Raw genomic sequence first — 21,891 nt, forward strand, 5'->3', positions numbered from 1 at the left:
CAATGAGTCTGAAAGAACATACCCAATCTCTGTTTGCTGAAAAATTTGGCTACCCTGCCACCCATACCATTCAGGCACCTGGCCGCGTAAACCTCATCGGCGAACACACCGACTATAATGATGGTTTCGTACTGCCGTGCGCCATTGATTATCAAACGGTTATCAGCTGTGCCGCGCGCGATGACCGCATGGTGCGCGTGATCGCCGCGGACTATGACAACCAGCAGGATAGTTTCTCGCTGGATGCTCCGATCATGTCGCACGGGTCGCAGCAGTGGTCTGACTACGTGCGCGGCGTGGTGAAGCATCTGCAACAGCGCGACAGCAGCTTTGGCGGCGCGGACCTGGTGATCAGCGGTAACGTGCCGCAGGGCGCTGGCCTGAGCTCCTCGGCGTCGCTGGAAGTGGCGGTCGGCACCGTGTTTCAGCAGCTTTACCATCTGCCGCTGGACGGCGCGCAGATCGCCCTTAACGGCCAGGAAGCCGAGAACCAGTTTGTCGGCTGCAACTGCGGGATTATGGATCAGCTGATCTCCGCGCTCGGTAAAGAGGGGCACGCGCTGCTGCTGGATTGCCGCAGCCTCGGTACCAAAGCCGTGCCGATGCCGCAGGGTGTGGCGGTGGTAATCATCAACAGCAACTTCAAGCGCACGCTGGTGGGTAGCGAGTACAACACCCGCCGCGAGCAGTGTGAAACCGGGGCGCGTTTCTTTACCCAGAAAGCACTGCGCGATGTCAGCCTCGACCAGTTCAACGCCGTGGCGCACGAACTGGACCCGGTGGTGGCGAAACGCGTGCGTCACGTGCTGACCGAGAACGCCCGCACGCTGGAGGCGGCCGACGCGCTGGCGAAAGGCGACCTGAAGCGTATGGGCGAGCTGATGGCGGCGTCACACGCCTCCATGCGTGATGACTTTGAAATCACCGTGCCGCAGATCGATACGCTGGTTGAGATCGTGAAGGGCGTGATCGGCGATGAAGGCGGCGTGCGCATGACCGGCGGCGGTTTCGGCGGCTGCGTCGTGGCGCTGGTGCCGGAGCACCGCGTGGCGGACGTGAAGCAGGCCGTTGAAGCGCAGTACGAAGCGAAAACCGGTATTAAGGAGACGTTTTACGTCTGTAAACCTTCACAAGGAGCAGGTCAGTGCTAAAAGAAACACCGACGCTGGCACCGGATGGGTTACCGTACCGTCTTTCCACGTTGCGTAACGCCAACGGGATGGTGGTGACGGTAATGGACTGGGGAGCTACCCTGCTCTCCTGCCGTGTGCCGATGAAAGATGGAACCGTACGGGAAACCCTGCTGGGGTGCCCAAGCCCGGAAGTGTATCAGCAGCAAACTGCGTTTCTCGGCGCGTCGATTGGCCGCTATGCCAACCGCATCGCCCGCAGCGAGTTTACCCTCGACGGTACCCGCGTGCAGCTGGTACCGAGCCAGGGGGAAAACCAGTTGCACGGTGGCCCGGACGGGTTCGACAAACGCCGCTGGCGTATCGTGCGGCAGAACGAGCGCGAAGTGCTCTACACCCTGGACTCACCGGATGGCGATCAGGGTTATCCTGGCGAACTGCGCGCCACGGCGCACTACACGCTGAGCGACGATAACGGTCTGGTGATTGAGTACCGCGCGCAGGTCGACAAGCCCTGCCCGGTTAACCTCACGAACCATGCCTATTTCAATCTTGACGGTACCCAGGACGACGTGCGCGACCATCGGCTGCAGCTGTTCGCCAGCCGCTGGCTGCCGGTCAACGCCGAAGGGATCCCGGAAAGCGGTCTGCAGCCGGTGGAAAACACCAGCTTCGATTTCCGCACGCCCAAACGTATCGCCCAGGATTTCCTCAGCGACGAGGCGCAGCAGAAAACGCGCGGTTATGACCATGCGTTCCTGCTCGACGCGCCGGGCGAGCTGACCACGCCTGCCGCCGAGGTCTGGTCGGCGGATGATAAATTGCAGATGAGCGTGTTCACCACCGCCCCTGCCCTGCAGTTCTATACCGGTAATTTCCTTGAGGGAACGCCGGCGCGCGAACAGGGCGAGTATCAGGCCTGGCAAGGCCTGGCGCTGGAGAGCGAATTCCTGCCCGACACCCCTAACCACCCCGAATGGCCGCAGCCTGACTGCATTCTTCGGCCCGGTGAGGACTACCGCAGCGTCACGGAGTACCGCTTTACCCCGCGTTAAGCATCAGCCCTCTCAGGAGGGCTTTTTTTATGCGGGTTGCCGATTATCGCGCCAGTCACCGCTAAAATAGTAACGGCGGATTCACAACCGGCTTACACTATGCCGCTATTTTCGCTATGGTAAAGGTTTAGCGTTGCTGCTGTCGTCACCGTAGCAATATAATGAGAATTGTTATCATTCTATCAATCTCATGCACGACTCATTCAAGTTGCGTTGCGCCTGGCGTGAAGCGGCTTTGATGATGACGTGTATATAAGGAGTAATAAAATGGCTGTTACTAAGCTGGTTCTGGTTCGTCACGGCGAAAGTCAGTGGAACAACGAAAACCGCTTCACCGGTTGGTATGATGTTGACCTGTCCGAGAAGGGCGTAAGCGAAGCGAAAGCAGCGGGTAAGCTGCTTAAAGCGGAAGGTTTCTCTTTCGATTATGCTTACACGTCAGTGCTGAAACGCGCAATCCACACCCTGTGGAACGTGCTGGACGAACTTGACCAGGCCTGGCTGCCGGTTGAGAAATCCTGGAAGCTGAACGAGCGTCACTACGGTGCGCTGCAGGGTCTGAACAAAGCCGAAACCGCTGAGAAATACGGTGACGAGCAGGTTAAACAGTGGCGCCGCGGCTTTGCCATTACGCCGCCGGCCCTGACCAAAGACGACGAGCGTTTCCCGGGCCACGACCCGCGTTATGCAAAACTGACCGAGCAGGAACTGCCGCTGACCGAAAGCCTGGCGCTGACCATCGATCGCGTTATCCCGTTCTGGAACGACTCCATCCTGCCGCGTCTGAAAAGCGGTGAGCGCGTGATCATCGCCGCTCACGGTAACTCCCTGCGCGCGCTGGTGAAATACCTGGATCAGATGAGCGAAGACGAAATTCTTGAGCTGAACATCCCGACCGGCGTACCGCTGGTGTACGAGTTCGACGAGAACTTCAAACCGATCAAACACTACTACCTCGGCAACGCCGATGAGATCGCAGCGAAAGCCGCGGCCGTCGCCAACCAGGGTAAAGCGAAGTAATTCGCGACCGCTAATAAAAAAGCGTGGTCATCGACCACGCCTTTTTTTATCCGCGCAAGGCAGGATTAGCCGCGACGCGCTTTCACGGCGTCCGCCAGCTGATGCAGAATCGCGTCGGTGTCTTCCCAGCCGATGCAGCCGTCGGTCACGCTTTTGCCGTATACCAACGGTTCGCCGCTCTCCAGGCTCTGGTTCCCTTCCACCAGATGGCTTTCGATCATCACGCCGACAATGGCTTTTTCACCGCCCGCCAGCTGCTGACACACGTCCGCCCCTACTTCCATCTGCTTTTTAAACTGCTTGCTGGAGTTGGCGTGGCTGAAATCGATCATCACCTGCGGCGCCAGGCCAGCTTTCTGCAGACCGCTCTTCACTTCCGCAACGTGGGCTGCGCTGTAGTTCGGCTCTTTGCCGCCGCGCAGGATGATATGGCAGTCACCGTTGCCGCTGGTATTCACAATCGCCGAGTGGCCCCATTTGGTCACGGAGAGGAAGCAGTGCGGCGCGCTGGCGGCATTGATGGCGTCAATCGCCACTTTGATGGTGCCGTCGGTACCGTTTTTGAAGCCAACCGGACAGGAGAGCCCGGACGCCAGCTCGCGGTGAACCTGGGACTCGGTGGTACGGGCGCCGATGGCTCCCCAGCTCATCAGATCCGCCATGTACTGCGGGGTGATCATATCCAGAAACTCGCCCGCCGCCGGCAGCCCGCTGTGGTTAATGTCCAGCAGCAGTTCACGCGCAATGCGCAGGCCGTCGTTAATCTGGAAGCTGTTATCCATATGCGGATCGTTGATCAGCCCTTTCCAGCCCACGGTGGTACGCGGCTTCTCAAAGTAAACGCGCATCACGATCTCCAGCTCGCCTTTCAGCGCGTCGCGCAGGGCCAGCAAGCGGCTGGCGTACTCTTTGGCTGCTTTCGGATCGTGAATGGAGCATGGCCCGATCACCACCAGCAGACGATCGTCATGACCGTTCAGGATCTGATGGATAGCCTGGCGTGCCTGAGAGACGGTACGGGCGGCGTTTTCAGTGGCCGGAAACTTCTCAAGCAGCGCTACAGGAGGAAGGAGTTCGTTAATTTCGGTGATGCGGAGGTCGTCATTCTGATAATTCATCGGGCTGTTCCAGTGGATTTCTGTATTTTTGCTTCGTTGCAATCCCTTCAATCTATATTGCCCGAAAAGAAGTGTAAACCGTCTTTTACACTTGGTGCAGAAAAATCCTGGAAAGCGGGAAATATGCACAATGGCGTAGCGAAAAGCGAGATCGAATCTACACTTTTTAACTGTTAGCTCTCTTTTTATGCCTTTTATCAAGAGTGCCTGCTGAATTGAAACGCAGCAAAGATACATTTCACCCGATTCTGGTTTTTTGCCAGAATTTTGCACTGCACTGTTGGAAGAAGTTATCCAGCACATAACGACCAGAACAGGAGCATCAGAATGAATAAATTAGCGACCTTAATCCTGACAACGACACTCACACTGGCAAGCGGTGCGGCTCTGGCTGCAACCGGCGGCGCAGCAAGCGGCGGCAATCAGGGTCAGGCAAACGCCGCGGCCGATGCAGGCCAGGTAGCCCCTGACGCGAAAGAAAACATCGCGCCGAATGGTGTTAACAACAATAACATCAATACCGGCAGCACCAACTCTGCGACCGGCGCCACCGGCACCGATAACATGTCCAAAGATGAAGTGCACAAAAATACCATGTGCAAAGACGGACGCTGCCCGGACGTGAATAAAAAAGTGCAGACCGGTGACGGAATGAACAATGATGCCGGTACCAAAGTTGATGGCACGACCAACAATAACGAAGTCAATACCAAAGTAGACGGCACCACGCAGTAACGGCTACATCTTCGTTAATAAAAAAGGAGAGCTTAGGCTCTCTTTTTTTTTGCTATGGTATTCCGGTTACCCTTCACGATGCCGTGACGGAAAACGACAACGACTCCGTATACCCGGGATGGACTATGCCGCACGATCATTCACACTCTCATCTTCCGCAGGACGCGAACGCGCGTCGTCTGCTGATTGCTTTTGCTATCACCGCCACGTTTATGCTGATCGAAGTGATCGGCGGCTTGATTTCCGGCTCGCTGGCGCTGCTGGCCGATGCTGGCCATATGCTGACCGACGCCGCCGCGCTGCTGGTCGCTCTGCTGGCGGTACAGTTCGCCCGTCGCCCGCCCGATGCGCATCGCACCTTCGGCTGGCTGCGCCTTACTACCCTTGCGGCGTTTATCAATGCCCTCGCGCTGGTGCTGATTACGGTCTTTATATTCTGGGAGGCGATACAGCGCTTTCGTACGCCGCACCCGGTAGCGGGCGGGCTGATGCTTGGTATCGCGATTGCCGGGCTGGTGGCAAACCTGCTGGCGTTCTGGATGCTGCACCGCGGCAGCGAAGAGAAAAACCTCAACGTGCGGGCGGCGGCGCTGCATGTGATGGGCGATCTACTGGGGTCAGTGGGGGCCATCGTCGCGGCGCTGGTGATCCTCTGGACGGGCTGGACGCCGATCGATCCGATTCTGTCGATTCTGGTATCCGCGCTGGTGCTACGCAGCGCGTGGCGGCTGCTGCGCGAAAGCGTGAACGAGCTGCTGGAAGGCGCACCGCGCAGTATGGACGTTGCGTCACTCAAGCGGAAACTGGGCAGCGCAGTGCCCGAGGTGCGCGATATTCATCACGTGCACATCTGGCTGGTGGGCGAAAAACCCCTGATGACGCTGCACGTCAGAGTGGTTCCGCCGCACGACCATGACGCTCTGCTGCAACGCATTCATCATTTCCTGGCGCACGAGTACCAGATTGCCCACGCCACGGTACAGATGGAGTACCAGCCCTGTAGCGGGCTGGACTGTAATCTGCATACCCTGCAACCGGCGTCAGGCCACGCTCATCACGACCATGAGCACGGCCATACGCACCATCACTGACTGGCCAGCGGGCGCGAGCCGCGCTCCCTGGCACTGTTGATCCACATCCGGCTGCCGTTCAGGGCAATGAAGGTGAGAATCAGGTACTCCAGCGCCATGGCATATACGCCCTGCAGGGCAAAGATGACCACGCTGATGACGTTAATCGCCACCCACAGCAGCCAGTTCTCCACATACTTGCGCGTCATCAGGATCATCGCCACGATGGACAGCACCATCATGCAGGAGTCCCAGAACGGGAACGCATCAGGCTGCAGCGTAGGCAGCGCCACGTTCAGCCCCAGGCCCTGCATCAAGGCCACCGCGGTACGCGTCAGGAACGCAAACACCGGGTCGATAAACAGCGTCATCAGGCCAATCGCCACCACACAGGCCGCTCCCCACGCCGCGGCCTTGCCGCCTGGCAACCAGCGAATCTGTAACGCCGCTTCATCCTGGGCGGTCGTCCGCGTCCAGGCATACCACCCGTAAACGTTGGCCACAAAGAAGAAGATCTGCAGCAGCAGGCTGGCGTAAAGCTGGATCTGGAAAAAGATAATCGCGAACAGGGTGACGTTGACCAGCCCAAACGCGTAGTTGATGGTTTTTTCCAGGCTGGCAAGCCAGATGCAGAGCAGCCCGGCGAGGGTGCCGACCGCCTCAATCCATGACAGATCGTACCCACCCGCGCCAAGCGGAATGTGTACCAGAATGTTCTGCGTACTCAAAAAATCCATGTTATCCCCTGAGCGTAATCGTCCTTACGCATTGCCTTTGGTGGAAAGTCGAAGTGTAGCCGCAAAATCCAGCATCCGGTTGAGCGGCCGTAACGCGCCCTCTCGCAGCGCGGCATCGACATGAATCTCATGAGCCGCCCCGCCGTGCTCCAGCGCCTCAGCAATCGCTTTGAGGCCGTTCATCGCCATCCACGGACAGTGGGCGCAGCTGCGGCAGGTCGCCCCTTCTCCCGCTGTCGGTGCTTCCAGCAGGGTTTTCTCCGGACACGCCTGCTGCATCTTGTAGAAAATCCCGCGGTCGGTGGCCACAATCAGCTGCTGGTGCGGCAGGGTTTTCGCCGCCGCGATAAGCTGGCTGGTGGAGCCTACCGCATCGGCCAGATCCACCACCGCCTGCGGCGACTCGGGATGCACCAGCACCGCCGCGTCGGGCCAGAGCGCTTTCATGCGCGCCAACGCCTGGGTTTTAAACTCGTCATGAACGATACAGGCGCCCTGCCAGCACAGCACGTCCGCCCCGGTCTGCTTCTGAACGTAGTTTCCAAGGTGGCGATCCGGCGCCCAGATGATCTTCTCCCCGAGGCTGTCGAGGTGTTCAATCAGTTCAACCGCGATGCTGGAGGTAACCACCCAGTCGGCGCGCGCTTTGACTGCCGCAGAGGTATTGGCATAGACCACCACCGTTCTGTCGGGATGCGCATCGCAGAACGCACTGAACGCCTCTTCCGGGCAGCCGAGATCGAGCGAGCACTCCGCGTCGAGCGTCGGCATAAGGATGGTTTTTTCCGGGCTGAGGATTTTTGCCGTCTCTCCCATAAAGCGCACGCCGGCTACCAACAGCGTGGAGGCGCTGTGGTGGGCCCCGAAGCGCGCCATCTCCAGCGAGTCGGAAATACAGCCACCGGTTTCTTCGGCCAGGGCCTGGATCTCGGGATCGGTATAGTAGTGCGCCACCAGCACCGCGTTACGCGCCTTCAGCAGGCGTTTGATTTTCTCACGGTAAAACTGCGTCTCATCAACGCTCAACGGCACCGGCTTTGCGGGAAACGGGTAAATGGCCGTTTCAGGGTCAAACATCAGGCTCATTATGCATTCTCGTTTTGTTGACTTAACCAAATGCCGCTGGTTTACGCCGATGTGCGCCTTCAACCCGGACACCTGTTTTGTATGCTAAACAAGATAGCCGATAATAAAATAAAAGTCGTGGGGAAAAACCGGGAAGCGGTAAAGGTGAGAGGCGTAACGGTGCGGCGGCGAAACGCAGACAGCAAAAAGGCGCCTTCAGGGCGCCTTTCTACATCGATATCCGAAGTGGTGGGTCGTGCAGGGCTCGAACCTGCGACCAATTGATTAAAAGTCAACTGCTCTACCAACTGAGCTAACGACCCATTCGGGTGATGACTTCGAAACGTAAAACTTTTCCGGACACCACTTCAGAAAGTGGTGGGTCGTGCAGGGCTCGAACCTGCGACCAATTGATTAAAAGTCAACTGCTCTACCAACTGAGCTAACGACCCGAAGTGGTGGGTGATGACGGGATCGAACCGCCGACCCCCTCCTTGTAAGGGAGGTGCTCTCCCAGCTGAGCTAATCACCCACAAATGCAATGCTGGTCTTCAATGAAGCGAACTTCTCAGAAGTGGTGGGTCGTGCAGGGCTCGAACCTGCGACCAATTGATTAAAAGTCAACTGCTCTACCAACTGAGCTAACGACCCACTTTAGTCACACCGGGCCTGCTTCGCATCCCGTGGCAACGGCGGCATATATTACTGATTTAAGATTATGACGCAACAACTATTTCATTCAGAACGACTTAACTGTTTACGTTTCGCGCGGCACGACCAGAAAACCAACGGCATCTGGTCATCCACCAGGCGTTACATCGCGTTCAGTCGTTTCTGGGCCTGCTTCGCCCCTTCGGTGCCAGGGTATTTACCGATCACCTGCTGATACACCGCTTTGGCTTTGGCGCTATCGCCCTTGTCCTGCATGATCACGCCGACTTTAAACATCGCGTCTGGCGCTTTCGGCGATTTCGGGTAGTTCTTCACCACGGAGGCAAAGTAGTACGCCGCATCGTCCTTTTTCCCCTTGTTGTAATTCAACTGTCCCAGCCAGTAGTTTGCGTTCGGCTGGTAAGTGGAATCCGGGTACTTTTTGACAAAATTCTGGAACGCGGCGATGGCATCGTCCTGGCGCGATTTATCCTGCACCAGAGCGAACGCGGCGTTGTAATCCGTATTGGCATCACCACTCTGAACCGGCGCACCGGTAGCCGGTGCTGCCGCAGCCTGCTGCCCGTCGGTGGCATTACCACCGGCGTTGCTTTGCGTATTCGCGCCTGCGTCAGGCGTAGCGCCTGCTGCAGCCCCGTTGTTCAAACTGTCCATCTGCAACAAAATTTGCTTCTGGCGCTCGACCACCTGATTCAGCTGATACTGGCTCTCCTGAATCTGACCGCGCAATGCATCGATGTCGGACTGATTGTCAGAAAGCTGTTGCTGAAGCTGGGTTAAGAGCTGGCTGTGAGCGTTAGAAATACGCTCAAGCTGTGTGACGCGGTCTTCGACCGAGCCCGAGCCGACATTACTGATTGGCGCCTGGGCAGTAGCGACCCAGGGGGTCGCTACGCCAACCAGTAACGACAGACCCATAACGAGATGTCTGAAGTTACTGCTCATGCAATTCTCTTAGTAAACCAGTACGGCGCGACGGTTTTTAGCGTAAGCCGCTTCGTCGTGACCCAGTACTGCAGGTTTTTCTTTACCGTAAGAAACGATGGAGATCTGGTCAGCAGAAACGCCTTTACCCTGCAGGTACATTTTAACGGCGTTAGCACGACGCTCACCCAGGGAGATGTTGTACTCCGGGGTACCACGTTCGTCAGCGTGACCTTCTACGGTGACTTTGTAAGACGGGTTGCTACGCAGGAAGTTTGCGTGGGCATCCAGCATTGCTGCGAATTCAGAGCTCACATCGTACTTGTCCAGACCGAAGTAAACGATGTTGTTCTGCTGCAGCTGCTGCATCTGCAGACGAGCCTGCTCTTCAGAAGACATGTTGCCGTTGCCGTTAGCGTCCATACCAGTGCCGGCACCCAGCATGCCTTCGCCGCTCTGATCGTTGCTCGCGTTCTTGTTAGAAGAACACGCCGCGATTGCCATTACAGGCAGAGCCAGCATCAGCCCTTTCAGCACTTTGTTCAGTTGCATTTCTTTGATCCTTTAAAATTATCAGTATTTTATTATTACAGATACGGCGACCAGGCCGGAGATTTAACCTGACCATCGGTTGCCGGAAGACGCGCTTTGAAACGCCCATCTGTAGAGACCAGATTCAGCACGGATCCCATCCCCTGAGAAGAGCTGTAGATAACCATAGTGCCGTTAGGTGCCAGACTTGGCGTTTCATCCAGGAACGTTGACGATAAAGTTTGTACGCCACCGCTCACAAGATCTTGCTTAGCGATGTGTTGAGCACCGCCGTTAGAGCTGACCATCACCATGAACTTACCGTCGCTGCTGACGTCCGCATCCTGGTTCTGTGAACCTTCCCAGGTCAGACGCTGCGGGGTACCACCGTTGATGTTCACTTTATAAACCTGAGGACGACCTGCCTGGTCAGAGGTATAGGCCAGGGTCTGGCTATCCGGGAACCAGGTCGGTTCCGTGTTGTTGCTTCGACCGTCGGTCACCTGACGGATCTGGCCGGAGCCGATATCCATCACGTAGAGGTTCAGGCTACCGGTTTTAGAGAGCGCGAAAGCAAGCTTGGTGCCGTCTGGCGAGAAGGACGGCGCACCGTTGTGGCGTGGGAACGACGCAACCTGACGCACCGCACCGTTGGACAGCGTCTGGATAACCAGCGCAGAACGGCCGCTTTCGAAGGTGACGTAAGCCACTTTGCTGCCGTCCGGCGACCAGGCCGGAGACATCAGCGGCTGCGGCGAACGGTGTACCACGAACTGGTTGTAGCCGTCATAGTCGGATACGCGCAGCTCATACGGGAACTGGCCGCCGTTCGTCTGCACCACGTAGGCGATACGGGTACGGAACGCGCCTTTAATACCGGTCAGCTTCTCAAACACTTCGTCGCTGGCAGTATGGCCGGCATAGCGCAGCCACTGCTTGTTCACTTTGAAATTGTTCTGGGCCAGCACGGTACCCGGCGCAGCACCGGTATCCACCAGTTGGTAAGCCACGTTGTAGCTACCGTCGGCGTTCGGCGTCACCTGCCCTACTACTACTGCATCAATACCCAGCGCAGACCATGCCGCCGGCTGTACTTCCTGCGCGGTGCCCGGCTGCTGCGGCAGACGTGCACGATCGAGCGGATTGAATTTACCGCTGTTACGTAAGTCAGCGCTAACAATGCCGCCAATATCTTCCGGTGCCGCACCTGGCCCGGCCCACTGGAAGGGAACCACGCCGATAGGACGTGCGGAATCGACGCCCTGGGTGATTTCAATGCGCACCTCTGCGTGCAGCACCGCTGCCCACAGCATCAGAAAACCAAACGCTACTCGTAATGCCTGCTTCATCATATCTCCCTTATCAAGGCGCTCGGCCACGATAATTTAGCAGAATGTTAACAAACTCAAATTGACAACACTATTACCGCTGCGGGGTTCACCATGGTTCGATTTCCCCCGCTGATGGGGGGAAGTGTAACTCATGGTTTGAAGTCCAGCGGTGCATTTTTGAACACTTCGTAGACAGCCTGACTTGGCGGTTTCGGGATCCGCGCCTGGCGTGCCGCGGAAATTGCGGCCTGGCAGAGCGCCGGGTCGCCGCCTTCAGACTGGATATCCAGCAGCAGGCCGTCCGGCGCCAGCTTCACGCGCAGCGTACAGGTTTTACCCGAGTACGATGCGGCATCGTAAAACTTGCTCTCGATGGCAGATTTAATCTGCCCGGCGTAGTTGCTGATATCGGCACCCGACGCGCCACTGTTTTTAGTGTTACCTGTTCCGGCAGGGGAAGCATTATTTCCTTTCGCTCCACCGCCTGTTTTAGGTGCATTCTTACCTGAGCTGAGATCGCCGAAAAGTTCATCCACGCCATCCGCTGCTTTCGCCGCGGCGGCCTTATCTGCGGCGGCTTTCTCGGCAGCCGCTTTCTTCTTCGCGTCGGCAGCTTTCTTCGCATCCGCAGCGGCTTTCTTCTCGGCAGCGGCCTTCTCTGCGGCCGCTTTTTCCGCAGCCGCGGCTTTCTCGGCGGCGGCTTTTTCTGCCGCAGCCTGTTTAGCGGCTTCGGCGGCGGCTTTTTTCTCAGCGTCCTGTTTGGCTTTCTTCGCGGCTGCATCGGCAGCGGCTTTTTCGGCCTCGGCGGCCTTCTTCGCGGCGTCCGCAGCGGCTTTCTTCTCGGCGTCAGCTGCTGCTTTTTTCGCGGCCTCTTCCGCCGCTTTCGCCTGAGCGTCCGCTTTTGCTTTGGCATCGGCTGCCGCTTTCGCTGCCGCCTCTTCTGCCTGCTTCTGCTGCTCCTGCGCGCGTTTGGTTGCGGCTTCGGCCTGTTTCTGCTGCTGCTCCTGCTGACGCGCCTGTTCCTGCGCTTCGAGCCGCTGCTTTTCAATCTCTTTCAGACGCTGCTGTTCGGCGGCCTGCTTCTCGCGAAGCTCATCCGCCTGCTGCTGCGCCTGCTTTTCACGCTGCTCGGCCGCACGCTGGGCGCTCGCCTGCTGCTGCTGTTCGCGATTGTGCTGCTGCACCATGGCGCCCGGATCGACCATTACCGCATCTATCGCAGAGCCGCCGCCACCGCCCGCGGCTTCTTCAATATGCTCATCGAACGAACTCCAGATCAGCAGTGCAAAAAGGAGCACGTGCAGAACGCCGGAAATAATTATCGCTCGTTTAAGCTTGCTGTTTTCTTCGGTAGCCTTTGACACTCTCGGTTTCCGTCACTGTTCGTCTGGTAAGCGTGCGTTAGATCGGCTGGGTCATCAGGCCGACGGATTTAACTCCCGCCTGATGAAGCAGGTTAAGCGCCTTGATAATTTCATCGTAAGGCACCTCTTTCGCCCCGCCGATCAGGAAGACCGTTTTCGGGTTTTCCTGCAAGCGGCGCTGCGCTTCGGCGATCACCTGCTCAGACGGCAGCTGATCGAGACGATCTTTGTCCACCACAACGCTGTACTGCCCCACGCCCGACACCTCAATGATGACCGGCGGGTTATCGTTGGCGCTGACGGTTTGTGAATCGGTCGCGTCCGGCAGATCGACTTCCACGCTCTGGGTAATGATGGGCGCCGTCGCCATAAAGATAAGCAGCAGCACCAGCAACACGTCCAGAAGCGGCACGATGTTGATCTCGGACTTCAGTTCACGGCGACCACGTCCACGTGTTCTGGCCATCTCTTACCCCTTGCTGCTTTCGCTGCTGGTGAACGCCTGACGGTGGAGAATTGCGGTGAACTCTTCCATAAAGTTGTCGTAGTTCTGCTCCAGCTTGTTCACGCGCTGGTTAAGGCGGTTGTAGGCCATTACCGCCGGGATCGCAGCGAACAGGCCGATTGCCGTGGCGATAAGCGCTTCGGCGATACCCGGTGCAACCATCTGCAAGGTGGCCTGCTTAACGGCGCCCAGCGCAATAAAGGCGTGCATGATGCCCCATACGGTACCAAACAGGCCGATGTACGGACTGATGGAGCCAACGGTGCCAAGGAAAGGAATGTGGTTTTCCAGCGTTTCCAGCTCGCGATTCATCGAGATACGCATCGCACGCGATGCCCCTTCGACGACGGCTTCCGGCGCGTGGTTATTCGCACGATGTAAACGGGCAAACTCCTTAAAGCCGGAGTAGAAGATTTGCTCAGAGCCCGCCAGATTGTCACGGCGCCCCTGACTCTCCTGATACAGGCGCGACAGCTCGATGCCCGACCAGAATTTATCTTCAAACGCTTCAGCTTCACGGCTTGCCGCATTAAGGATACGCGTTCTCTGGATGATGATAGCCCAGGAGGCGATTGAAAAACCAATCAAAATCAACATGATAAGTTTAACCAGAAGGCTCGCCTTCAGGAACAAATCAAGGATATTCATGTCAGTCACTGCTTGAACTCCGCGACAATAGACTTGGGAAGCGCACGAGGCTTCATGATGAGTGGATCAACGCACACGATCAGCACTTCAGCCTGGTTGAGAAGCGTGCCGTCCGCGTTGAGGATCCGCTGCGTGAAAACCATGGAGGTGCCACGCATTGATGTAATTTCGGTCTGGATGTCGAGCATGTCGTCGAGCCGCGCCGGCGCAAAATAGTCAAGCGTCATTCTGCGCACCACAAAAGCGACTCGCTCTGCCATCAGAGCCTGCTGGCTGAAATGGTGATGGCGCAGCATCTCTGTGCGTGCTCTCTCATAAAATGCAACATAGCTGGCGTGGTAAACCACACCACCGGCGTCGGTGTCTTCGTAATAGACACGAACCGGCCATCGAAACGGCGTTGTGCTCACTCTACATCCCGGGAATACCATTAAACTTCGCTACTATACGCAAGCTGTCAGGGGTTTGGAATGGGTTCAGGTAAACGGAGAGTAAATATTTCCAGGTATGTGAAAGCGGGAATTGCGAGGGGCTGAGCGGGAGGATTTCGCGACGCAGATCGCGTTTTGAAACCCGCCCTCGCCGCCCCGTCAGAAAGGGGGTCAGAAGAAGAAAAAAAGCAGTCCGGCGAGCAGCACCAGGTCGGCTATCAGCGGGCAAAAAATCCCCTGCCACACCACCGCGCGTGGACGAAACCCGACGCCGTGGATTACGCCAGCGCACACCGCCCACATCAGCAGGAAGCCCTGCCAGATCTCAAGCTCGCTGGTTTTTGCCGCGAAGCGCGACGGGTCCCAGAACATACAGCCTGCCAGAACCAGCGCCATCACTAAGGAAAGAGCCCTTAACGGGCTCTTATCCATTACCGCGTATACTGCTGCGATAAGCTTATTCATCAGTGCTCTTCTTTACCGGCGTTGGTGGCCTCTACGTGCTCCAGCGCCAGCGCGGTGATAACACCAAACGCACAGGCAAGCAGCGTCCCCAGAATCCATGCGAAGTACCACATAATCAGCTCCTTACTTAGTACAGAGAGTGGGTGTTGCTTTCAATATGTTCTTTGGTGATGCGCCCGAACATTTTCCAGTAGCACCAGGCGGAGTACAGGAGAATGATGGGAACGAACACCGCGGCAACCCAGGTCATCAGATTCAGGGTGCGCTGCGTTGAGGTCGCATCCCACATCGTCAGGCTGGCGTTCAGCATGGTGCTTGACGGCATCACGAACGGGAACATGGCGATACCGGCAGTCAGGATCACACAGGCCAGGGTCAGCGAGGAGAACAGGAACGCCCAGGCGCCCTTCTCCATGCGTGAGAACAGCACGGTCAGCAGCGGCAGCACCACGCCCAGCGCCGGGATAGCCCACAGCACAGGCGTATTGTTGAAGTTAGTGAACCAGGCACCGGCCTGACGCGCCACTTCTTTAGTCAGCGGGTTAGACGCCGCGTGACGGTTCAGCTCGGAGGTCACCACGTAACCATCGATGCCGTACATCACCCAGACGCCCGCCAGCACGAAGCAGACCATCATCACCAGTGCGGCAATCTGCGCAACGGCGCGTGAACGCAGATGCACTTCACCCACGGTACGCATCTGCAGGTAGGTTGCCCCCTGCGCCAGGATCATCGACACGCTGACCACGCCCGCCAGCAGCCCGAACGGGTTCAGCAGTTGGAAGAAGTTGCCGGTGTAGAACAGACGCAGATCGGAATCGATGTGGAACGGTACGCCCTGCAGCAGGTTACCGAACGCCACGCCAATCACCAGCGGCGGCACGAAGCTGCCGATGAAAATGCCCCAGTCCCACATGTTGCGCCAGCGCATATCTTCGATCTTGGAGCGGTAATCAAACCCGACCGGACGGAAGAACAGCGAGGCCAGTACCAGAATCATCGCCACGTAGAAGCCGGAGAAGGCAGCAGCGTAGACCATCGGCCAGGCAGCGAACAGCGCGCCGCCGGCGGTGATGAGCCATACCTGGTTACCGTCCCAGTGCGGGGCGATGGAGTTAACCATGATGCGGCGTTCAACATCGTTGCGGCCGATGATGCGAGATAGCATCCCCACGCCCATGTCGAAGCCGTCGGTGACCGCAAAACCGATCAGCAGAATGCCAATCAGCAGCCACCAGATAAAACGTAATACTTCATAATCAAACATTTGACGACTCCTGTCTTAGCGTGCCGGCTGAGATGTGACGGTGGACTGCTCGTAGTGATAGCGTCCTGTTTTCAGACTGCTCGGCCCAAGTCGAGCAAATTTGAACATCAGGAACAGCTCCGCCACCATAAACAGCGTGTAGAGGCCACAAATCAGGATCATAGAGAACAGCAGATCGCCGACGGTGAGGGAGGAGTTGGCCACCGCGGTCGGCAGTACTTCACCGATTGCCCACGGCTGACGACCATACTCTGCAACGAACCAGCCGGACTCAATCGCGATCCACGGCAGCGGAATACCGTACAGCGCTGCGCGCAGTAGCCATTTCTTCTCGCCGATGCGGTTGCGGATCACGGTCCAGAACGCCACGCCGATGATTAACAGCATCAGCACGCCACACGCCACCATCAAACGGAAAGCGAAGTAGAGCGGTGCAACGCGTGGAATAGAGTCTTTGGTTGCCTGTTGGATCTGCGCTTCAGTCGCATCAGAGACGTTCGGGGTATAGCGCTTCAGTAGCAGGCCATAACCGAGGTCTTTCTTGATGCTGTTGAATTCGTCACGCACGGTCTGGTCGGTAGAACCGGCACGCAGTTGCGCAAGCAGGGCATAGGCCTTCATCCCGTTACGGATACGCTCTTCGTGCTGCACCATCAGGTCTTTAATGCCGATGACCGGGGTATCCACCGAACGGGTGGCGATAATGCCCAGCGCATAAGGGATCTGAATAGCGAATTTGTTTTCCTGCGCATCCTGATCCGGAATACCAAACAGCGTAAAGGCGGCCGGCGCCGGCTGGGTTTCCCACTCGGCTTCGATGGCAGCGAGTTTGGTTTTCTGCACGTCGCCCATTTCGTACCCGGATTCATCACCCAGCACGATAACGGACAGCACCGCGGCCATACCAAAGCTGGCAGCAATAGCAAATGAGCGTTTCGCGAAGGCAACGTCACGGCCACGCAGCAGGTAGTAGGCGCTGATACCGAGGATAAACATCGCACCACAGGTGTAGCCCGCCGCAACGGTGTGCACGAACTTCACCTGCGCAACCGGGTTCAGCACCAGCTCGGAGAAGCTGACCATCTCCATGCGCATGGTTTCGAAGTTGAAGTCAGAGGCGATAGGGTTCTGCATCCAGCCGTTGGCGACCAGAATCCACAGTGCGGAGAGGTTAGAGCCAAGCGCGACCAGCCAGGTCACCGCCATGTGCTGCACTTTGCTCAGGCGATCCCAACCGAAGAAGAACAGACCCACGAAGGTCGATTCAAGGAAGAAGGCCATCAACCCTTCAATCGCCAGCGGCGCACCGAAGATGTCGCCCACGTAATGAGAGTAATAGGACCAGTTAGTCCCGAACTGGAACTCCATGGTCAGACCGGTCGCCACGCCCAGCGCAAAGTTGATACCAAACAACTTGCCCCAGAACTTGGTCATATCTTTATAGATTTGCTTGCCGGAAAGCACATAGACCGTTTCCATGATGGCCAGCAGGAACGCCATACCCAGCGTGAGCGGCACAAAAAGGAAGTGGTACATCGCGGTCAAGGCAAACTGTAAGCGCGACAGTTCGACAATATCAAACATCCTGACTCCTTGCTCTTCGCATGAAGACTTCGAACGTGAACCTTTATAAAAAGATTCACAGCACATGCCCCAATACAAAAAATTTGCGTCCCTTTATCCCGGCCATTCACGGAAAGTGTGAATTGTGAAATAAAAAGGTTACAAATTGGTTAATAAAAACTGGAATTGATTTCGCAAATATATTACGCCGCAATCCCCTCACAATAAACAGGTTTTTATACTCTCTTTATTGCGTTTTACGACGGCGATCAATTTACAGCCAATTTACCACGAAACGCTCAGATTGATCTGCCGCAATTTTACTTTCACCACAGAAAAAAGCACGCCAATAATATTGATCTAGCTCAATTAAAATCGTGCTTGTTAACCATGTTTTCTAATGCGCCTGCAGCCGTGACGCCTATGTTGCGCAGTTGTTTAACAAAAGGCACTTAATCGTTAGCGGCAGGCGATAATTATAAGACTGAGATATTTAATTAATGTGAGGGGATAATAAATTTGAGCATCAGTTATTAATTAACTGTTAAATACATCACGCCGTAACGATAAAAACGCTCACCTGCTTACTTATTACAAATTATTCACTATTGATAGCATATATTTAACACCAGCTATCGTTGAATAAACGTGGTGAGTTACCCTCAGTTCATTTTCTTGCGCCGAAAAAGGTGTACGCGTGCCATTTTCTGGCGCAGAGAACTGTTGTTAACTCTACCGGAAAGCGTTAATAAGCACTCTCCAGGGGGTTACCCGCCCTACCCTGTAAGCATAAAAAAAGCCACCCGAAGGTGGCAACCATGTCGAAACGTTATTCGAATAGTAAACCCTCCGCAGGACGGAGGGAGGAGAGTAATTACTTGAGAATAGTTTTCAGCGCGTCGCCGATGTCGGCCAGGCTGCGGACAGTTTTCACGCCTGCAGCTTCCAGCGCGGCAAACTTCTCGTCAGCGGTGCCTTTACCACCGGCGATGATTGCCCCGGCGTGGCCCATACGCTTGCCTTTCGGCGCGGTAACGCCCGCAATGTAGCCCACAACCGGCTTGGTCACGTGGTCTTTGATGTACGCAGCAGCTTCTTCTTCCGCGCTGCCGCCGATCTCACCGATCATAACGATTGCTTCAGTCTGCGGGTCTTCCTGGAACAACTTCAGGATATCAATGAAGTTAGAGCCCGGAATCGGGTCGCCGCCGATGCCCACGCAGGTGGACTGGCCGAAACCGTAGTCGGTGGTCTGTTTAACCGCTTCGTAGGTCAGGGTGCCGGAACGGGACACGATACCCACTTTGCCAGGCTTGTGGATGTGGCCCGGCATGATACCGATTTTGCACTCGCCTGGGGTGATAACGCCCGGGCAGTTCGGCCCGATCATGCGCACGCCCGCTTCATCCAGCTTCACCTTCACGGTCAGCATATCCAGCGTCGGGATACCTTCGGTAATGGTGATGATAAGCTTGATGCCCGCATCAATTGCTTCAAGGATGGAATCTTTGCAGAACGGAGCCGGAACGTAGATAACGGAAGCGGTGGCGCCCGTTGCTTCTACCGCTTCGCGCACGGTGTTAAACACCGGCAGGCCGAGGTGCGTGGTGCCGCCTTTACCTGGCGTTACGCCGCCCACCATCTGCGTACCGTAGGCAATCGCCTGTTCGGAGTGGAAAGAACCCTGGCTACCGGTGAAGCCCTGGCAGATAACTTTGGTGTTTTTATCGATCAAAACAGACATTATTTCCCCTCCACGGCAGCAACGACCTGAACGGCTGCATCCGTCAGACTCTGTGCTGCAATAATATTCAGGCCGCTTTCCGCCAGCTTCTGCGCGCCCAGCTCGGCATTGTTACCTTCCAGACGCACGACGACCGGTACGTTAACGCCCACTTCTTCCACCGCACCGATGATGCCGTCTGCGATCAGGTCGCAGCGCACGATGCCGCCGAAGATGTTAACCAGTACGGCTTTCACTTTGTCGTCAGAGAGAATGATTTTGAACGCTTCGGTTACGCGCTCTTTGGTCGCGCCGCCGCCCACGTCAAGGAAGTTCGCCGGATCGCCGCCGTGCAGCTTAACGATATCCATGGTGCCCATTGCCAGGCCCGCGCCGTTAACCATGCAGCCGATATTGCCGTCGAGCGCAACGTAGTTCAGCTCCCACTGCGCCGCGTGCGACTCACGAGGATCTTCCTGCGAGTGATCGCGCATTTCGCGCAGATCCGGCTGGCGGAACAGCGCATTGCCGTCGGCGCCCAGTTTACCGTCGAGGCAGATCAGATCGCCCTGTTTGGTGATAACCAGCGGGTTGATTTCGATCAGCGCCAGGTCGCGCTCAAGGAAGATGGTCGCGAGTCCCATGAAGATTTTGGTGAACTGCTGAACCTGCTTGCCTTCCAGACCCAGCTTGAACGCCAGCTCGCGTCCCTGGTACGGCATTGGGCCGGCCAGCGGATCGAGGGCAATTTTGTGGATCAGGTGCGGGGTCTCTTCCGCCACTTTCTCAATTTCCACGCCGCCTTCGGTAGACGCCATGAACACCACGCGGCGAGAGCTACGATCCACGACCGCGCCCAGGTAGAGCTCTTTATCAATGTCGGTTGCAGCTTCTACCAGGATCTGGTTGACCGGCTGACCGTTGGCGTCTGTCTGGTAGGTCACCAGACGTTTGCCCAGCCACTGCTCGGCAAATGCGCGAATATCTTCTTTGCTGTTTACCACTTTCACGCCGCCCGCTTTACCGCGACCACCTGCGTGAACCTGACATTTTACCACCCACGGACCGGCACCAATTTTGGACGCCGCTTCTTCAGCTTCACGCGGGGTATTACAGGCATAACCTACCGGCGCCGGTAGGCCATAACGGGCAAATAACTGCTTCGCCTGATATTCGTGTAAGTTCATGAGTTCTGTCCATCAAGAATGTAGAGCATCACGCTCGGAGTATGGAAAATGCCGCCCCGCAGCGGGGCGACGAGAAAATCAATACTGGCGGGAGCCAGGCTCCCGCACCGGGCTACACGTCCAGCAGCAGACGGGTTGGATCTTCCAGCAGCTCTTTAATGGCCACCAGGAAGCCCACGGATTCACGGCCGTCAATCAGGCGGTGATCGTAGGAGAGCGCCAGGTACATCATCGGCAGGATCTCAACCTTGCCGTCAACCGCCATCGGGCGATCCTTGATGGCGTGCATCCCGAGGATGGCGCTCTGCGGCGGGTTGATGATCGGGGTAGACATCAGGGAACCGAACACACCACCGTTGGTGATGGTGAAGTTACCGCCGGTCAGGTCTTCAACGGTCAGTTTGCCGTCGCGGCCTTTCAGCGCCAGTTCTTTAATGCGTTTTTCGATGTCGGCCATGCCCAGCAGGTCAACGTCACGCAGCACCGGGGTCACCAGACCGCGCGGGGTGGAGACCGCCATGCTGACGTCGAAGTAGTTGTGGTACACCACATCTTCGCCGTCGATGGACGCGTTCACTTCCGGGTAGCGCTTCAGGGCTTCTACCACGGCTTTCACGTAGAAGGACATAAAGCCCAGACGGATGCCGTGACGTTTTTCAAACGCGTCGCCGTACTGCTTACGCAGATCCATGATCGGCTTCATGTTCACTTCGTTGAAGGTTGTGAGCATGGCAGTGGAGTTTTTCGCTTCCAGCAGACGCTCGGCCACGCGTTTGCGCAGGCGGGTCATCGGCACGCGTTTTTCAGAGCGGTTGCCGGCCACCGGCTGTACGGCTGCGGCCTGCTGCTCTGGCGCCTTCGCGCTTTCCGGCTGCGCGGTGTTCGCTTTCGCCAGGTGTTTTTCCACGTCTTCGCGGGTCAGACGACCGCCAACACCGGTGCCTTTGATAGCTTCGGCGTCCAGGGTGTGCTCAGCCAGCAGGCGACGGATCGCCGGGCTCAGGGCATCGTTGTTCTGCTCTTCCAGAGACGCCTGCTGGCGTTGGGCCGGGGTGGTCTCTTTGCTTTCAGACTTCGCGCTGCTCTCTTTGCCCGCGCTGTTGCCTTCACGCAGGCGGCCCAGAATCTGGCGAGAGGTAACGGTGGTGCCTTCCTCTTCCAGCACGGCATCAAGGATACCGTCCGCGGACGCCGGCACTTCCAGTACCACTTTGTCAGTTTCGATTTCTACCAGCACTTCATCGCGTTTTACGCTATCGCCCGGCTTTTTGTGCCAGGTCGCGACGGTTGCATCGGCAACGGATTCAGGCAGGTCAGGAACAAGAATATCTACGCTACTCATTATTTATC

The 21,891-nt window shown here is 56.9% G+C and carries 22 protein-coding genes and 4 tRNA genes; 5 read left to right on the top strand and 21 right to left on the bottom strand.

Features of this window, described 5'->3' with window-relative positions:
* The first annotated feature begins 2 nt into the window (after positions 1-2).
* The 3 genes from galK to gpmA all read left to right on the top strand — a co-directional run bounded on the left by galK (position 3) and on the right by gpmA (position 3,205).
* The gene (gene galK, locus DW58_RS07810) at positions 3-1,151 is read left to right on the top strand and encodes a galactokinase (protein ID WP_024548032.1); all 1,149 of its coding nucleotides are present in this window, start codon (positions 3-5) and stop codon (positions 1,149-1,151) included.
* On the top strand, positions 1,145-2,185 hold the full coding sequence (gene galM, locus DW58_RS07815) for a galactose-1-epimerase (protein WP_024548033.1): 1,041 nt from the start codon (positions 1,145-1,147) through the stop codon (positions 2,183-2,185). Before galK ends, galM begins: the two co-directional genes overlap by 7 nt.
* A 267-nt stretch (positions 2,186-2,452) precedes the next feature.
* Positions 2,453-3,205: a 2,3-diphosphoglycerate-dependent phosphoglycerate mutase gene (gene gpmA, locus DW58_RS07820; RefSeq protein ID WP_024548034.1), complete on the top strand. Its 753-nt coding sequence runs from the start codon at positions 2,453-2,455 to the stop codon at positions 3,203-3,205.
* A gap of 65 nt (positions 3,206-3,270) precedes the next feature.
* Here the strand turns inward: gpmA and aroG are convergent, their stop codons facing one another.
* Entirely contained in the window at positions 3,271-4,323 is a 1,053-nt protein-coding gene (gene aroG, locus DW58_RS07825) for a 3-deoxy-7-phosphoheptulonate synthase AroG (RefSeq protein ID WP_024548035.1), read from the bottom strand.
* A gap of 321 nt (positions 4,324-4,644) precedes the next feature.
* Between aroG and DW58_RS07830 the strand changes: the two genes are divergently transcribed.
* Both DW58_RS07830 and zitB read left to right on the top strand, forming a co-directional pair.
* A complete protein-coding gene (locus DW58_RS07830) occupies positions 4,645-5,058 on the top strand; it encodes a protein YbgS (RefSeq protein ID WP_024548036.1) in 414 nt (137 codons plus the stop codon).
* 125 nt (positions 5,059-5,183) lie between these two features.
* A complete protein-coding gene (gene zitB, locus DW58_RS07835) occupies positions 5,184-6,149 on the top strand; it encodes a CDF family zinc transporter ZitB (protein WP_024548037.1) in 966 nt (321 codons plus the stop codon).
* On the opposite strand, the gene pnuC is transcribed toward zitB, so the two are convergent.
* The 20 genes from pnuC to odhB all read right to left on the bottom strand — a co-directional run bounded on the left by pnuC (position 6,143) and on the right by odhB (position 21,883).
* Complete coding sequence (pnuC, locus tag DW58_RS07840) at positions 6,143-6,865, bottom strand: nicotinamide riboside transporter PnuC (protein WP_024548038.1); 723 nt, start codon at positions 6,863-6,865, stop codon at positions 6,143-6,145. The two genes, zitB and pnuC, sit on opposite strands and share 7 nt — an antisense overlap.
* 24 nt (positions 6,866-6,889) lie before the next feature.
* On the bottom strand, positions 6,890-7,951 hold the full coding sequence (gene nadA / locus DW58_RS07845) for a quinolinate synthase NadA (RefSeq protein WP_029592671.1): 1,062 nt from the start codon (positions 7,949-7,951) through the stop codon (positions 6,890-6,892).
* A 226-nt stretch (positions 7,952-8,177) separates the two neighbouring features.
* Positions 8,178-8,253, bottom strand: a tRNA-Lys gene (locus DW58_RS07850).
* A gap of 53 nt (positions 8,254-8,306) precedes the next feature.
* Positions 8,307-8,382 (bottom strand) — tRNA-Lys (locus DW58_RS07855).
* Positions 8,383-8,386: 4 nt separating this feature from the next.
* A tRNA-Val gene (locus DW58_RS07860) sits at positions 8,387-8,462 on the bottom strand.
* A 43-nt stretch (positions 8,463-8,505) separates the two neighbouring features.
* A tRNA-Lys gene (locus tag DW58_RS07865) sits at positions 8,506-8,581 on the bottom strand.
* Between the two features lie 162 nt (positions 8,582-8,743).
* A complete protein-coding gene (gene cpoB / locus DW58_RS07870; protein ID WP_024548040.1) occupies positions 8,744-9,547 on the bottom strand; it encodes a cell division protein CpoB in 804 nt (267 codons plus the stop codon).
* Positions 9,548-9,556: 9 nt separating this feature from the next.
* Positions 9,557-10,078 carry a peptidoglycan-associated lipoprotein Pal gene (pal, locus tag DW58_RS07875; protein ID WP_024548041.1) on the bottom strand — a complete coding sequence of 174 codons (522 nt, stop codon included), beginning with the start codon at positions 10,076-10,078 and terminating at the stop codon, positions 9,557-9,559.
* 35 nt (positions 10,079-10,113) lie between these two features.
* Complete coding sequence (gene tolB, locus DW58_RS07880; RefSeq protein WP_024548042.1) at positions 10,114-11,406, bottom strand: Tol-Pal system beta propeller repeat protein TolB; 1,293 nt, start codon at positions 11,404-11,406, stop codon at positions 10,114-10,116.
* 131 nt (positions 11,407-11,537) lie between these two features.
* A complete protein-coding gene (gene tolA / locus DW58_RS07885; protein ID WP_024548043.1) occupies positions 11,538-12,752 on the bottom strand; it encodes a cell envelope integrity protein TolA in 1,215 nt (404 codons plus the stop codon).
* Between the two features lie 37 nt (positions 12,753-12,789).
* The gene (tolR, locus tag DW58_RS07890; protein ID WP_024548044.1) at positions 12,790-13,218 is read right to left on the bottom strand and encodes a colicin uptake protein TolR; all 429 of its coding nucleotides are present in this window, start codon (positions 13,216-13,218) and stop codon (positions 12,790-12,792) included.
* A gap of 3 nt (positions 13,219-13,221) precedes the next feature.
* Positions 13,222-13,914 (bottom strand): Tol-Pal system protein TolQ, encoded by a 693-nt coding sequence (gene tolQ / locus DW58_RS07895; RefSeq protein ID WP_024548045.1) that lies wholly within the window; start codon positions 13,912-13,914, stop codon positions 13,222-13,224.
* On the bottom strand, positions 13,911-14,315 hold the full coding sequence (gene ybgC / locus DW58_RS07900) for a tol-pal system-associated acyl-CoA thioesterase (protein ID WP_024548046.1): 405 nt from the start codon (positions 14,313-14,315) through the stop codon (positions 13,911-13,913). Before ybgC ends, tolQ begins: the two co-directional genes overlap by 4 nt.
* Positions 14,316-14,507: 192 nt before the next feature.
* The gene (ybgE, locus tag DW58_RS07905; protein WP_024548047.1) at positions 14,508-14,801 is read right to left on the bottom strand and encodes a cyd operon protein YbgE; all 294 of its coding nucleotides are present in this window, start codon (positions 14,799-14,801) and stop codon (positions 14,508-14,510) included.
* A complete protein-coding gene (gene cydX, locus DW58_RS07910; RefSeq protein WP_055725978.1) occupies positions 14,801-14,914 on the bottom strand; it encodes a cytochrome bd-I oxidase subunit CydX in 114 nt (37 codons plus the stop codon). Before cydX ends, ybgE begins: the two co-directional genes overlap by 1 nt.
* Before the next feature lie 14 nt (positions 14,915-14,928).
* A complete protein-coding gene (cydB, locus tag DW58_RS07915) occupies positions 14,929-16,068 on the bottom strand; it encodes a cytochrome d ubiquinol oxidase subunit II (RefSeq protein WP_024548048.1) in 1,140 nt (379 codons plus the stop codon).
* A 15-nt stretch (positions 16,069-16,083) separates the two neighbouring features.
* The gene (gene cydA / locus DW58_RS07920) at positions 16,084-17,652 is read right to left on the bottom strand and encodes a cytochrome ubiquinol oxidase subunit I (protein WP_024548049.1); all 1,569 of its coding nucleotides are present in this window, start codon (positions 17,650-17,652) and stop codon (positions 16,084-16,086) included.
* 853 nt (positions 17,653-18,505) lie between these two features.
* Positions 18,506-19,375, bottom strand: a complete 870-nt coding sequence (gene sucD / locus DW58_RS07925; protein ID WP_024548050.1) for a succinate--CoA ligase subunit alpha — start codon at positions 19,373-19,375, stop codon at positions 18,506-18,508.
* Positions 19,375-20,541 carry an ADP-forming succinate--CoA ligase subunit beta gene (gene sucC / locus DW58_RS07930; RefSeq protein ID WP_029592673.1) on the bottom strand — a complete coding sequence of 389 codons (1,167 nt, stop codon included), beginning with the start codon at positions 20,539-20,541 and terminating at the stop codon, positions 19,375-19,377. Before sucC ends, sucD begins: the two co-directional genes overlap by 1 nt.
* A gap of 112 nt (positions 20,542-20,653) precedes the next feature.
* The gene (gene odhB, locus DW58_RS07935; RefSeq protein ID WP_024550100.1) at positions 20,654-21,883 is read right to left on the bottom strand and encodes a 2-oxoglutarate dehydrogenase complex dihydrolipoyllysine-residue succinyltransferase; all 1,230 of its coding nucleotides are present in this window, start codon (positions 21,881-21,883) and stop codon (positions 20,654-20,656) included.
* Positions 21,884-21,891: the final 8 nt, after the last annotated feature.

The organism is Siccibacter turicensis LMG 23730, from assembly GCF_000463155.2.
GTDB classification, from domain to species: domain Bacteria; phylum Pseudomonadota; class Gammaproteobacteria; order Enterobacterales; family Enterobacteriaceae; genus Siccibacter; species Siccibacter turicensis.